We start from the raw sequence: 13,440 nt of genomic DNA, 5'->3' as shown, positions 1-13,440 counted from the left end.
TCCTCGCTCTCAGGCCAGGTCGGATCGGGAGGCCCGCAACAGGCGCAACTGGATGAAGGTGAGCACGCCGAGGATCAGCACCAGGGTCATGGCCAGCGCGCTGGCGTACCCCATGTGCAGATAGCCGAACGCCTGCCGGTAGATGTAGAAGTAGATGGCCTGGGTGGCATTGACCGGGCCGCCCTTGGTGGTGACGGCGATGGTGTCGAAGATCTGGAAGGACCCGATCAGGGAGACCACCAGGACCAGGGCCAGCACCGGTCGCAGCAGCGGCAGGGTGACCTTGAAGAAGGTGCGGACCTCTCCGATCCCGTCCAGTGCGGCGACCTCGTAGATCTGGGTGGGGATCTGCATCATCCCGGCGTACAGCAGCAGGGCCGTGTAGCCGGTGTAGGCCCAGGTGTTGATGCCCGCGATGACGGGCATGGCCTGGTCCGGGTCGGCCAGGAAACCCTGGGCGGGTGCCCCGAGGGTGGTGAGCAGATGGTTGGCGAAGCCAAGGTTGGCGTCCAGCAGCCAGGCCCAGAGCAGGCCGACGGTGACATTGGGGACCAGCCAGGGCACCAGCAGGGCGGCGCGCAGCACGACGGAGCGGGTCAGCCGCGCCATCAGCGCGGCGAGGATCAGGGCCAGTACCGTCTGCGAGCCTATGTTGAGCAGCACGTACCAGGCGGTGACCCGCAGGGACTTCCAGAACAGCGGGTCATGGAGCAGATGGCTGTAGTTGTCGAGTCCGACGTTCTCGGCCGGCAGGAAGGACACCGGGTTGTAGTCGGTGAAGGACAGATAGGCGCCGCGGACGGCCGGGTAGACGTAGAACAGCGCGAAGCCGAGCAGGGCGGGCGCCAGGAAGACGGCGGCGGTGAAGCCCTGGCTGCGGCCCGCGCCCCGGCGGGGCGGTCCGGAGCGGGGGCCGGGACCGGGGCCGGGGGTGGTCCTCCCCTCGGCAGCGGTCGGCAGTGTGCTCATCGGTGCCTCTCTGCGTCTTCGGAACGGGGGTGTCTTGGGGTATGGGGGAATGAGGTGCTCAGGGCATGACCTGCCGCCCCGGAGGCAGTGCCCGCCGTGGGCGGGTGGGCAGGAGCCGACGAGTGATATACATTCGCAACTTGGCGATGTAAGTGAACGGCGGACCCAACCGCGTGTCAAGGGAGTCGGCAATGTCAATGGCATCGAGCGTGGCGGGGAACCGCTCCCTGCTGCGGCGGATGAACTCGCTCGCACTCCTCCTTGAGCTGCGCCGGGGACCCCGGACGATCAGTCACCTCACCGAGGCCACCGGCCTCTCCCGGACCACGGCGGAGGCCGTGCTGGGCGATCTGGTCCAGCTCGGCTGGGCCGCCACCGCCGCCCCCGAGGAACGGTCCGGTCGGCCGGTGATGGGCCGACCCGCCGTCAGCTACCGCTTCGCCGGTGAGGCCGGACGACTGCTCTCGGCCGACATCGGCGCCCACCACATCCACACCGTCGTCGCCGACCTCCAGGGCACCGTGCTGTCCTCGCACACGCTCGCGGTCTCGGAGCAGGATCCCGCCGCCGACCGGCTGCGCAGTACCCGCAGCGCCATGACCGCGGCTCTCAAGGAGGCCGACACCCGGGCCGAGGACCTGTGGGCGGTCGCCATCGGCTCACCCGGCGTGATCACCGACGGTGGCGTACGGCACTTCGGCGGCGAGGGCATGCCCGGGTGGATCGGGCTCGACCTCGCCGCAGCCTTCGCCGAGGACTTCGACTGCCCGGTCCTCGTCGAGGGCGACTGCGCCCTGGGAACCGTCGCCGAGCACCGGCTGGGAGCGGCCCGGGGCGCCCGCGACGTGGTCTACATCCTGTGCGGGAACCGCACCGGCGCGGGCATCATCGCCAACGGCGACCTCTACCGGGGACACCGCGGCGGGACCGGGATCATCGGCGAACTGCCCCAACTGCGCTGGCGCGAGCTGGAACTCGAGACCTACTCCGGTCGGCCCCCGGCCACCGGCCGGCCGACCAGGCACGAGATGTTCACCGCGGCCCGGCAGGGCGACGCCGAGGCCCTCAAGGCCGTCAGCGCCTTCGCCGAAGCCCTCTCCGTCGGCATCGCGGCGATGATCCTCGCCATCGACCCGGAGCTGGTGGTCCTCGGCGGCGGCAGCTCCAACTCCGCGGACCTCTTTGTCGACCTGGTACGGGACAACCTCCACCGGCTCTGCCCGCTGATGCCGGCCGTCGCCGTCTCCACCCTGGGCGGCGACGCGGTGGCACTCGGCGGCATCCAGATCGCCTGGAGCCATGTCGACGCGGCCCTGGCCCGAGCCGTGGAGCAGGGCCTGGCATTTCCTCCGGCGACCCCCGAGTTCGTCCGGGACCGCGGGTGAGGCGCGGAGCGGCTGAGCCGCTCCGCGCCGCGTGGCCTTACTGGAAGGACAGCGAGTCGATGCTCAGGGTGCTGCTCCCTCCGTACCAGAAGCCCATGGACAGCTGGCCCGGAGCGCTCGCGTTGATGCCGTTGGCGGCGAGCGGGATCCTGATGTCGGTGAAGGAGCCGGTCACCTTCGGGTGGCTGCCGTCGGCGAGGACGAAGTCCTTGAACACCTTGGTCACGCCCCCCAGCGACAGCTGGAAGTCGCCTTCCTCTCCGCCGTGCGCGCCCTTGAGCCGCAGGACCAGGTCGTGCCTGTCCGAGACGTCGGTGTAGATGTCGCTGCCGAACCAGCCGCCGTTGCTGTACTGGAGGACCAGCGCCCCGCCGGTCACCTCGCCCGCACCGCCGCCGTTGAGGAAGCTGTTGCCGCCGGTCCACCTGCCCAGGTCGTTCAGCGCGGACGACGGGTAGGGCGGCGTCCCGTCGAAGTTGTCGACCACCAGCCCGGTCGGCGGTGTGCCGCCATCACCGCCACCGCTGCTGCCACCGCTGCCGGTGTCGGTGGTCACGGTGACCCGGTTGCTGTCGGCGGACACATTGCCGGCCGCGTCCCGGGCCCGCACGGTGTAGCTGTACGCCGTTCCGGCGGTGAGCCCGGTGTCGGTGTACGTGGTGCTCGCGGTGGAGCCCACCAGGCTGCCGGACCGGTAGACGTCGTACCCGGTGACGCCGACGTTGTCGGTGGCCCCGGACCAGCTCAGCGACACCGAGGCGGCGGTGTGGCCGGTCGCGGTCAGCGTCGGTGCCGTCGGCGGCGTGGTGTCACCGCCGCCGCCCCCGCCGACCCCGAGGGAGCCCAGGTTCAGCCAGCCGTCGGCGCGCTGGTTGGCGTTGGCGAACATCAGCGGGTACGGCGCGCGGTAGTGGGAGATGACGTCGTCGCTGAGCCGCTGGGCTGCGGGGCGCGACTTCAGGACCTGGGGAGTGACGGCGTCCAGCGGGTTGTGCACGCGCATCACCAGGGTGTAGCTCCCCGCCGGGACCCCGGTGGTGTCGACCGTGGCCCCGAAGTTCACCGGTCGGCCGTAGTCGAGGTAGGTCGGGTCGGCCCCGACGTTCCAGTCCGGGAAGGCCCGGATCTTCAGCGGCTGGACGGTGCGCAGGTCCCACGGGGTGTCCCAGCTCCTGACCAGCTTCCCGGCGGCGTCCTGGAGGCCCAACTGGACGGTCCAGGGCTGGTAGAAGGGCGCGACGCCGTCGTTCTGCATGGTCACCCCGACCTTGAGGGACGAGCCGGTCGGGCTGTTGAAGTCGGCGTGCGGGACGTAGAGGTTGTAACCCATCCTGCGGACGCCCGCGGCCACCTTGGGATCGGTGGTGCTGTAGCTCCCGGCCCCGGTCTGGTTGATCATCCAGGTGACGTGGGTGAGCTCGGTCGCGGCCAGGGTGTTGTCGACCTGGCCGCTGCCACCGGGCCAGGTGCTGTAGATCTGGCCCTGGATCTCCGGCCGGGCCTCGCCGCCGACCGACGCGGTGGTCCACCGGTTCTCGGTGCCGCCGTCCAGCGCCCGCTGGAGGAATGCGTCGGACCAGCCGCCCATGGACTGCGGCAGGGTCATCCCGCCCAGACCGCTGTCGCGGAACTCCTTGTAGTCCCAGGAGTCGTCATGCAGGCCGATGGTGGACGCACCGGCGAGTCCGGCCAGGTCCCCGTACCGGATCTCCACCGGGATGTTGCGGATGGCCTTGGAGAAGGCGCCGACCAGCTTGGCGACGGTCGCGTCGGTGGGGAAGAGGTCGGGGTACCCGTCCGAGGTGTCCCGATCGTAGGGCCAGGTGTGCCACTCACCCCACAGCCCGACCAGGCCGGCGGTCATAAAGGCGATCCGGGGGTCCGCGGTGCCGCCGGGACCACTGCGGTCATAGCGCGCGGCGAAGGCGTTGACGAAGTTGGTGAACGCCTCGATGGTGTGCGGGTCGTCGTAGTCCGGGCTGACGGTCCCCCAGAAGCCGTTGGTCCGCATCGCGGCCTTGCCGTTGAGGCAGGGCGGGATACCGTTGGCAGGGTGCGAGGCGGTGCCGCCGGGGTACTCCACATAGAACCGGAAGGCCAGCTGGCGACCCCAGACCGCGGCCTCGTCGAGCGCCTTGTCGAAGATGGTCCAGTCGAATGTGTTGCAGTCCGAGGGGTCCTTCATCACCTCGTTGAGGGCGAAGTAGCTCCACAGCACCCCGCCGGGGAACTTGGCGTCGTAGTTGTCGCCGGGGAACAGGTACGGGGCGATGCCCTTCATCGGCTGGCCGACGGGGGTGTCGGCATAGCCGTAGCTGTGGGTGGCCAGGCTGGAGTCCACCGGAGAGGAGACCGGGGGACGCGGGGGCGGACCGCCCTGAGCGGCGGTGGCCGGGAGAGCCGTGCAGAAGAGGAGCGTCGCCAGCAACGCCAGCAACGACACCACCCTTCGTGGCGTCATGTCGATTCCTTCGGCTGTGGTGCCGACCCGAGCCGGCACGAGGACAAGGGATGTGCGGACGGAACGAGAGCGCATCGCCCGTGGCGACGCTTCGTCTCGCCGTGGCCTCCCGAGTAGCCGCAGCCTTGACGCATGTACATGCAAAGAAAAGCAGGGTTCCCTCACCCGTACAAGGGGGCGGGAGAGCACGGCCGCCCCCACCGGCCGCCGGTGGGCGTGAGCGCATGCGGGTGGGCCGGACGGGCTGTCACGTGCCGCCGTTCGATGGACGCGGCGGTCGGGTCCGGTGCGGCTGCCGTCCGGCTGGGACACCTTCCTTGCAGGTGCCGAGCGATACGCGCCTGCCAGAGGATCGTGCGTGCTCCGAACTGCTCGCCCGGTCATTCATCCGTGTGCTTGCGGGAAGGACCCTTGACGTGACCGATCCCGTCGTCCTCATCACGGGCGCGCTCACCGGCATCGGCCGCGCCACCGCCTTGGCGTACGCCCGGCACGGCGCGAACCTCGTGGTCTCCGGCCGCCACGAGGACGTGGGTGAGCAGCTTGCCAGGGAGCTCTCCGACCTCGGCGCCCCGACCGAGTTCGTACGGGCCGACGTCCGCTTCGACACCGAGGTGCAGGACCTCGTCGACCGCGCGGTCGCACGGTTCGGGCGGATCGACGTCGCCTTCAACAACGCCGGCACCGAGGGGACACCGGGCCCTGTCACCGAGGTGACCGACGAGGGCTACCAGGCCACCTTCGACACCAATGTCAAGGGGACGCTGCTCTGCCTGAAGCACGAGTTCCGGGTCATGAGGGAGCAGGGCGGCGGCAGCATCGTCAATGTCAGCTCCACCTTCGGCCTGATGGGTTACCCCGGGGCGACCCTGTACGTCGGGAGCAAGCATGCCGTCGTCGGCATCACCAAGGCGGCCGCGCTCGAAGGCGCCGACCACGGTATCCGGGTCAACGCGGTCGCGCCCGGCTACACCCGGACCGCCATGTACGAGCGGTTCACCGGCGACGACACGGCGCGTGACGCGGTCGACTCGGTGCTGCCCATGCACCGGGCGGGCACCCCGGAGGAGATCGCCGAGGCCGTCCGGTTCCTGGCTTCGGACGAGGCAAGCTATGTCACCGGGCACATCCTCGTGGTCGACGGTGGCCTGATGGCGGGCGGGCCCCTCACCTAGTCCGGCAGCGTCAGGGCCGCGCCCTGACCCACGCAGACGGCGCTGCGGTATCGAGCATGCGAACGGTTAACATATTTGCATGGAGACGCAAGTAGCGTGGGATGAGGAGCAGGCCGAGCGGTCCGTGGCGGTGCTCAAGGCGGTGGCCGACCCGTCGCGGTATCGGCTGCTGTGGGCGCTGAGCGAGCGGGAGTTGCCGGTCAGCGGCCTGGCGGAGCTGATCGGCGCGCATGTGGCGGCGGTCTCCCAGCACTTGGCGAAGCTGCGTGCGGCTGGTCTCGTGGTCTCGCGGCGGGAAGGCACGCGGATCTTCTACCGGGCTGCCGGCCCGCAGGTGCGGGCACTGTTGGTGGGCGCGGTGCTGGCGGCGAACGAGGGTGCGGCCCCGGATGCGGGGGATGGCGGGGGGCACGGCGGCGAGGTGGCCGCCGTGCTGGAGCGGGGTGCTGCGGCAGGGCGGCCCACGGTGGCGCGGGTGGTCCCGGGGCGGTGACAGGTCCCGGGGCGGTGGCAGCGGTGTGCCCGGCGCGGGTTCAGTGCTGCCCTCTGGCGGCGGGGTGGCGTGTGTCGTCGCTCTCGTTGAGGCGGTATTCCTGGGGTTCGGCGTCGTAGGAGTAGAGCTCGGCGTAGCGGCCCCAGTCGGTGGCGGTCTCCAGTTGGCGGGTGACCTGCTCGACGGTGAAGTGGTGGGCCAGCAGGTCGCGGAGGAAGCCGGCGCGCAGGGTGCCGGCGGGGTTCTGGCACAGGCTCTTGGTGATCAGGGTGACCAGGGGGGCGTTGCGGACCGCATTGGCGAAGATCTTCTTCGATTCCTGGACGTCGGCGCCGGCGAACGCGGTGCCGGTGCCGGTCAGCACCAGGTCGTCGCCGCTGAGGGTGGTGAAGCCGAGCAGGTCGAGGGCGTCGACCTGGGGCATGAGGTCGTCGATCTCCAGGCCGAGCTCGTCGGCGAGGTCGGCCAGGTCGCAGCGGCCAGCCCGGTTGAGGACCATCTCGGCCAGGCCCGACAGTCCATCGACGCTTGCCGGGGGCAGCGGGGTGTTGGCGGGGCTGCGCCTGTCCAGGGCGGCCGGCTCGTGGCGGCCCGGGGTGCGGGTCTCCTTCTGCCGACCGGTCATCGTGCGGTAGACGCGGTCGATGAGTTCCTCGAAGGCGGGCGCGTTGCGGTCGCGGGGACGGTTCAGGCCGACGTCGAAGACCTCGCGGATGGTGCCGTAGGGGCGGGCACCGAGGACGACGATCCGGTCGGCCATCAGGACGGCCTCTTCGATGTTGTGGGTGACCAGGACGATAGCGCGGGTGGGGAACTGCCCGGACTCCCACAGCTCCATCAGCTCGCCGCGCAGGTTCTCGGCGGTGAGGACGTCGAGGGCGGAGAACGGCTCGTCCATCATCAGCACATCAGGCTCGACGACCAGGGCGCGGGCGAAGCCGACGCGCTGGCGCATGCCGCCGGACAGCTCCTTGGGGTAGGCGGACTCGAAGCCGTCCAGGCCGATCAGGTCGATGGCCTGGCGGGCGGCGTCGGCGCGCTCGACGGCGGGCACGCCTTTGGCCTCCAGGCCCAGTTCCACGTTCTGCTGCACGGTCAGCCAGGGCAGCAGGGCGAAGGTCTGGAAGACCATGGCGGTGCCGGGGTTGGCTCCGGTCAGCGGCGTGCCCTTGTAGGTGACGGTGCCGGAGCTGGCCGGGACGAGGCCGGCCAGGCAGCGCAGCAGGGTGGACTTGCCCGAGCCGGACCTGCCGAGCAGGGCGACGATCTCGCCGGCCCGGACCTGGAGGTCGATGCCGGACAGGACGGGCAGTTCGCCGTCGGCGCCGGCGTAGGACTTGGTCAGGCCCACGGTCTCCAGCAGCAGCTCGCCGTCGGCGGGGCGGCGGGCCTTGTCGGCGGTGAGGTAGGCGATGCCGGCCCGGGCCCGGCGCTCGGCGCGCAGGTGGCGCAGGGTGTTCAGCACCATGATGTGCTCCAGATACTCGGTGGAAGCGGAGGTTCAGAGGGAGTAGCGGGCCTCGGCCAGCCGGTACAGGCGGCGCCACAGCAGCCGGTTGAGGCCGACGACATACAGGCTCATGACCGCGACGCCGGCGAGCAGGTGGGGGTAGTCGCCGTGTTCGGTGGCTTCGGCGATGTAGGCGCCCAGGCCCGTGGCGGTCAGTGCGGTACCGCCGAAGGTGACGACCTCGGAGACGATCGAGGCGTTCCAGGCGCCGCCGGAGGCGGTGATCCCGCCGGTGACGTAGTACGGGAAGATGCCGGGGATGATCAGCCGCCGCCAGCGCTGCCAGCCGGTGACGCCCAGGTCGTCCATGGCCTCGCGCAGGTCGGAGGGGATGGCCATGGCACCGGCGATGGCGTTGAACAGGATGTACCACTGGGCGCCCAGCGCCATCAGCAGGGTGCCGCCGATGTTGATGGACAGCCCGGTCTTCAGGAAGAACCACACCGCGAGCGGGAAGAGGAAGTTGGCGGGGAAGGACGCCAGGAGCTGCACCAGCGGCTGCGCGATCCGGGTCAGCCGCGGGGAGAAGCCGATTTTGACGCCGATCGGCACCCAGACCACGGTGGCCAGCGCGACCAGCACCACCACGCGGGCGAGCGTGGCCAGGCCCAGCAGGAGCGGCTGCCCGAACACCCCCAGCCCGGTCCGGTCATGGAGGTAGAGGGCGAGGTCGACCAGGCCCCACAGGATCAGCCCGCCCGCGATGACGGCGAAGACGAGGTCGCCGGTGCGCTGCCGGGTGCGGTCGACGGACAGCGCCCGGTCGTCGCGGCCGAAGACCCGGCCCGCCACCCCCAGCCACCGCCCGACCGGGCGCAGCGGCCGCCCGAGCAGCCGCGGCCAGTGGGACCGGCGCAGCAGGTCCAGGACGACGGAGTGCTGGACCTCGCTCGCCTCGGACTGCTCGTTCTTGAACTTCTCCGCCCAGGCGGTCAGCGGGCGCCAGAACAGGATGTTCACGCCGATGACCATGACGGCCATGGCCAGGATCGCCCAGCCGACCTTGCCCAGGTCTCCGTCGGCGATCGCGGCGCCGGCGTAGGAGCCGATCCCCGGCAGCGCGTACTGCTGGTTGTTGACGCTGATCGCCTCGGAGGCGACGAGGAAGAACCAGCCGCCGCCGAAGCTCATCATGCCGTTCCAGACCAGGGCGATCACCCCGGCCGGCGCCTCCACCTTCCAGAACCGCATCCACCGGGTGAAGCCGAACGAGCGGGACAGCTCGTCGAGTTCACGGGGGAGGGAGGTCAGCGAGTAGTAGAAGCCGAACGTCATGTTCCACGCCTGCGAGGTGAAGATCGCGAAGACCGAGGCGCACTCCAGGCCCAGCAGCGAACCGGGGAACAGGGCGATGAACCCGGTCACGGCCACGGTCAGGAAGCCCAGCACCGGTACCGACTGCAGGATGTCCAGCGCCGGGATGAGGATCCGCTCCAACCGCCTGCTCTTGGCCGCGGCATAGGCGTAGGCGAAGGTGAAGACGATCGACAGTGCGAGCGCGGCGAACATGCGCAGCAGCGAACGGGCCGCGTCATAGGGGAGCCGGGCCGGATCGGTGTCCACGCGCAGGTTGTGGTGTGTGTTGAAGGCCACGGTCGTGCCGTGTCCCGCACGCAGCACCACATACAAGATCACCAGCACGGCGGCGGCCACCGCCGCGTCCACCCAGGAAACCCGGGACCAGCGCCCGGCCAGCCTCGCGGCCACCGGCGTGGCTGTGGCCTGCGCAGGCTTGCTGTCCGTACGGACCGACATCACGGAAACCTCCGGCCCTGGCTCCGGGCACGACGGAATGCCCGGCCACGACCGGCGCACCGGCGGCAGGACAGAACGCACCCAGGCATCAGGGGGATAGACGGGTAAGCATCAGAGGCACGCCCGGGACCGCAGCCTCATCGAGACTGAGGCCGTGCCCGGCGCGGGTGGAGCAGAGGCCGCACGGCCCCGACTGAGTCAGCGAATGCCCTGGAGGCAGCGCGGACTGGGAGGGTCTGCACCCATGGCCGCCTCCTGTACGTGATGTGGCTGCGCCCCGACGCGCGCTCGGCACGCACGGAACCCGACGCCAAGAGTGTGCCCCTTGTTGCATCAATACGCAAATAAGCACGTGAGGCCGTGCTCGCGGGCGCGGTGGTCGTCTACAGCGAGACCTCCACCGGGGCGATCGGGCGCTGGCACACCGAGGTCGACGGCGAGTGGGTAGTCGGGTCGTGCGGGACTCGGAGGTCCAGCGGTCCTCGTGCGTTGGTCAGCCGGTTACGGCGGTGCGGGCCGACTCGTCGACGTGGAGGGTGAAGACGTCCGGGCGCGCGTAGTGGCCGGTAGGGTCGAAGTCGAAGCGGGCGCGCGCCAGATCGTCGAGGTCGAGTTCGGCGGCCAGGATGCCCTCGCCGCCGCGCAGCGGGCCGGCCAGGACCTCGCCGAGCGGGGAGACGATGACCGAGCCGCCGCCGATCAGGACGGTGTCGGGCTCTTCGCCCTGGACCGGATGGAGGTCGGAGGGGACGGCGTCGCGGCGCAGGTACTGGCTCGCGCTGAGGACGAAGCAGCGCCCCTCCAGTGCGATGTGCCGCATGGTCGCCTGCCAGGCGTCGCGGTCGTCCACGGTCGGTGCGCACCACAGGTCGACGCCTTTGGCGTACATCGCCGTACGGAACAGCGGCATGTAGTTCTCCCAGCAGATGGCGGCCCCCAGCCGGGCGCTACCGGTGTCGACGACCGGGAGGGTGGAGCCGTCGCCCTGGCCCCACAGGTAGCGTTCCGCCGCGGTCGGCATCAGCTTGCGGTGCAGCCCCAGGTAGCCGTCGGGGCCGAAGAAGAGCGCGACGCAGTACAGGGTGCCGCCGCGCCGCTCCACCGCGCCGACGACCGTGTGGCAGCCCAGTTCCCGGGTAACGGCGGCCAGGATGTCGACCTCCGGGCCGGGGACGGAGATGGCGGCGGCGTGGTAGCGGCGGAACAGTTCGCGGCCGTCCGGGGTGCGGCTGCCGACGGTGACGCCGAAGTCCAGGCCCTTGGGATAGCCGCCGAGGAACGCCTCGGGCAGCACCACGACCTCGGCCCGGTGGCTCAGGACGGCCTCGCGGATCAGTTCCTCGGCGCGGGCCAGCGCGGCCTGCGTGTCGAACAGTGGGGCGGCCGCCTGCACCACGGCAGCGGTCACCGTGCGGCGGGGACCCGGGGCCGTGGCGGCGTGAGGGAACAGGGAAGTCATGACACCGAGCCTAGGAATCCGCGGAACAGTCGGGCAAGCGGCCGGTGTGGACTCATGGCCGGCGCACCTCGACGCGCAGCGAGCTCCGCAGCAGATCGGCCTTGGCCTCCGCGAGCCCGGCATCCTCCGCGCCCACGACGATCGCACCATGCCGGTCGAGGTTGCAGGTGACGGGATGGATGCGGCTGCCGACGGTCAGCGTGCACGATGCGGCCAGCACCGAGGGATCGCCGGCCACCTCGGACCAGCCGCCGACCGATGTGACGACGCCGGTCGGCGGGGCCAGGAAGCGCACGGCCGCGCCCCGCGTGGCGCGGGCCGGTGCACCGGCAGACGGCACCCCCAGGAGGTCGTCCAGCCACTGGCCGTAGAGCTCGAGATCCGGGTGGCACCACTCCAGCATCGCGTGGATCCAGTCCCCGCCCTGGCGGGCATGGACCTCGCCCAGCACGACACCCGACTCGGTGACCCAGCACTCGACGTGGAAATGACCCCGCCGGAGGCCGATCACCCGGAGCGCCCGCGTCACGGTGGAGACGACCGCGGCCTCCTCGTCGGCGGCGAGCGCGGCGGGCATCGTATGGCCCATCTCCACGAACCCGCCGGGGGCGAGCACCTTGTGGGTGACGGCGAGGACATGGGGACTACCCTGCGTGAACAGGCCCTCCACACTGAACTCGCGGCCGTGCACAAACTCCTCCACCAGTGCCAGCCCGTCGGCGTCCTGTGCGGCCCGGAAGGCGGAGGCCACCGCGGCCGAGTCCGAGACCCTGCTCACTCCCTCGCTGCTGGAGCCCCGGCGGGGCTTGACCACGACCTCCGGGCCGTGGTTCCGCAGGAAGTCCGCCGCCTCCTCCTCGGACGCGCAGACCGTCAACTCCGGCTGCCGGAAACCGTGGCGGCGCAGGTGCTCACGGCACTCGTCCTTCGTCCTGACCAGTCGCACCGCCTCGGGCGGGTTGCCCGGCACCCCGAGAAGCGCGGCGACCGAAGCCACACTGACGGCCGCGTACTCGCGGTAGCCGACGACCGCCTGCACCGGGGAGTGCCGGGCGTAGGCGACGGCCCAGTCCTGGCAGGCCGACACATCGGCGAAGTCCAGCTCATGGACCTCGTCGGCGAGCGCGGTGAGCTCCGGAGCGGCCGCCAGGTTCTCCCGGGTGTCGGTGAGGACCACGCGGACACCACGCTTCCGGAACTGGTCCATCGCCCGGTCGCAGATGTCACGGACGAAGCCGGACTCCCTCGGCGCCGCGCCCCCGATCACCAGCACGGTCGGCATCGCGGTCTCCTTCTGTCGTGGTTGCGGGAGTGGTTGCGGGAGTGGTTGCGGCAGTGGTTGCGGCGGGGGATCGCCGGGGCCGCGCCTCGATCCGGGTGAACAGCGCGGCGAGTGCCACCAGCGCCGCGATCAGCACCGCGCTCAGCGCCCTGAACCGGTCACCGAACAGCACCTGCGCCAGGTACGTCAGCCCGGGAAGGGTGGTGAGCAGCACCATGGTGATCGCCGGGGGGCAGCGCTGCGCGCCGATCTGAAGCAGATACAGCGGGACGACCACCCCCGCCACCGCCGCCGTCGCGGCTGTCCCGAGCGACAGCCCGTGGCCCGTCGGACCTCCATGGGCCACCAGTAGCACGCCGGCCAGCAGATAGGTGAGGTGGAAACGGTGGGCCGTCACCACGATCGGGTCCACTTCGAGGGCGCCCAACCTCCGTGAAATGGTGGCCAGATGGGCCGCACCGACGCCGGAGAGCACGGCCAGCACACCGCCCCCGAGGACCGCGGGCGCGCTCGCCGACGGCCCGCCGGAGCGGGTGCAGGCGGCGACCGCCAGCGACACCGCCAGCAGCGCGCCCGCCCGCAGCCAACCTGCGCGTCCCGGGCCGCCGGACCCCCGGCCCATGCCGAGGACGGCGACGGCGAGCGGGCCGACGCCGGCCATGAGGCTCGCGGCCAGTGCGGCGGGCACCCAGGCCAGCGCCAGGAAGTAGCCCAGGAAGGTCAGCGCGCTCGCCAGGTTCATCTGGTACAGCAGCCGTCTGACCTCACGGTTCCCGAGCGCTCCCCGGTGGATGCCGCGCAGTACGGAGGTCAGCGCGAACACCACCGCGGTGGTGAGGAACGCCAGACAGGAGAAGAGCAGGCTGCCGGCCGGGTCGAGTCGGCCGGAGAGGAAGCCCTCGGTCCCGGCCTGGAGCAGGACGGAGAGGGCGATGAGTGCGATCGGCAACG

At 71.0% G+C, this 13,440-nt stretch carries 10 protein-coding genes; 3 read left to right on the top strand and 7 right to left on the bottom strand.

Annotated features, from left to right (window positions below):
• Positions 1 to 9: 9 nt before the first annotated feature.
• Positions 10 to 969, bottom strand: coding sequence for a carbohydrate ABC transporter permease (locus tag C7M71_RS04355; RefSeq protein WP_111491820.1), 960 nt, complete (start codon positions 967 to 969; stop codon positions 10 to 12).
• 197 nt (positions 970 to 1,166) lie between these two features.
• On the opposite strand from C7M71_RS04355, the gene C7M71_RS04350 reads away from it, so the two are divergent.
• Positions 1,167 to 2,354, top strand: coding sequence for an ROK family protein (locus C7M71_RS04350; protein ID WP_111491819.1), 1,188 nt, complete (start codon positions 1,167 to 1,169; stop codon positions 2,352 to 2,354).
• Positions 2,355 to 2,391: 37 nt separating this feature from the next.
• Here the strand turns inward: C7M71_RS04350 and C7M71_RS04345 are convergent, their stop codons facing one another.
• The gene (locus C7M71_RS04345; RefSeq protein ID WP_111491818.1) at positions 2,392 to 4,815 is read right to left on the bottom strand and encodes a DUF4832 domain-containing protein; all 2,424 of its coding nucleotides are present in this window, start codon (positions 4,813 to 4,815) and stop codon (positions 2,392 to 2,394) included.
• A gap of 416 nt (positions 4,816 to 5,231) precedes the next feature.
• Here C7M71_RS04345 and C7M71_RS04340 point away from each other — a divergent pair, with 416 nt between their 5' ends.
• Positions 5,232 to 5,990 (top strand): SDR family NAD(P)-dependent oxidoreductase, encoded by a 759-nt coding sequence (locus C7M71_RS04340; RefSeq protein WP_111491817.1) that lies wholly within the window; start codon positions 5,232 to 5,234, stop codon positions 5,988 to 5,990.
• 79 nt (positions 5,991 to 6,069) lie between these two features.
• Positions 6,070 to 6,483, top strand: coding sequence for an ArsR/SmtB family transcription factor (locus C7M71_RS04335; RefSeq protein WP_111491816.1), 414 nt, complete (start codon positions 6,070 to 6,072; stop codon positions 6,481 to 6,483).
• Between the two features lie 40 nt (positions 6,484 to 6,523).
• Here C7M71_RS04335 and C7M71_RS04330 read toward each other — a convergent pair whose 3' ends face one another.
• From C7M71_RS04330 to C7M71_RS04310, 5 genes are all read right to left on the bottom strand, one after another.
• A complete protein-coding gene (locus C7M71_RS04330) occupies positions 6,524 to 7,951 on the bottom strand; it encodes an ABC transporter ATP-binding protein (RefSeq protein ID WP_111491815.1) in 1,428 nt (475 codons plus the stop codon).
• 33 nt (positions 7,952 to 7,984) lie between these two features.
• A complete protein-coding gene (locus C7M71_RS04325; protein ID WP_111491814.1) occupies positions 7,985 to 9,748 on the bottom strand; it encodes an ABC transporter permease in 1,764 nt (587 codons plus the stop codon).
• 493 nt (positions 9,749 to 10,241) lie between these two features.
• Complete coding sequence (locus tag C7M71_RS04320; RefSeq protein ID WP_111491813.1) at positions 10,242 to 11,207, bottom strand: nitrilase-related carbon-nitrogen hydrolase; 966 nt, start codon at positions 11,205 to 11,207, stop codon at positions 10,242 to 10,244.
• 52 nt (positions 11,208 to 11,259) lie between these two features.
• Positions 11,260 to 12,489 (bottom strand): ATP-grasp domain-containing protein, encoded by a 1,230-nt coding sequence (locus tag C7M71_RS04315; protein WP_111491812.1) that lies wholly within the window; start codon positions 12,487 to 12,489, stop codon positions 11,260 to 11,262.
• Complete coding sequence (locus tag C7M71_RS04310; RefSeq protein ID WP_114914182.1) at positions 12,431 to 13,438, bottom strand: hypothetical protein; 1,008 nt, start codon at positions 13,436 to 13,438, stop codon at positions 12,431 to 12,433. Before C7M71_RS04310 ends, C7M71_RS04315 begins: the two co-directional genes overlap by 59 nt.
• Positions 13,439 to 13,440: the final 2 nt, after the last annotated feature.

The organism is Peterkaempfera bronchialis, from assembly GCF_003258605.2.
Lineage (GTDB): Bacteria > Actinomycetota > Actinomycetes > Streptomycetales > Streptomycetaceae > Peterkaempfera > Peterkaempfera bronchialis.
The sequence above is the reverse complement of the archived record's forward strand: the minus strand, read 5'-3'. Positions and strand labels throughout refer to the sequence as shown.

Excerpts from the sequence above, each read along its gene's own strand:
- C7M71_RS04315 (WP_111491812.1), bottom strand. The coding sequence starts at position 12,489 with ATGCCGACCGTGCTGGTGATCGGGGGCGCGGCGCCGAGGGAGTCCGGC.
- C7M71_RS04335 (WP_111491816.1), top strand. The coding sequence starts at position 6,070 with ATGGAGACGCAAGTAGCGTGGGATGAGGAGCAGGCCGAGCGGTCCGTG.
- C7M71_RS04355 (WP_111491820.1), bottom strand. The coding sequence starts at position 969 with ATGAGCACACTGCCGACCGCTGCCGAGGGGAGGACCACCCCCGGCCCC.
- C7M71_RS04345 (WP_111491818.1), bottom strand. The coding sequence starts at position 4,815 with ATGACGCCACGAAGGGTGGTGTCGTTGCTGGCGTTGCTGGCGACGCTC.
- C7M71_RS04350 (WP_111491819.1), top strand. The coding sequence starts at position 1,167 with ATGGCATCGAGCGTGGCGGGGAACCGCTCCCTGCTGCGGCGGATGAAC.
- C7M71_RS04325 (WP_111491814.1), bottom strand. The coding sequence starts at position 9,748 with ATGTCGGTCCGTACGGACAGCAAGCCTGCGCAGGCCACAGCCACGCCG.
- C7M71_RS04320 (WP_111491813.1), bottom strand. The coding sequence starts at position 11,207 with ATGACTTCCCTGTTCCCTCACGCCGCCACGGCCCCGGGTCCCCGCCGC.
- C7M71_RS04330 (WP_111491815.1), bottom strand. The coding sequence starts at position 7,951 with ATGGTGCTGAACACCCTGCGCCACCTGCGCGCCGAGCGCCGGGCCCGG.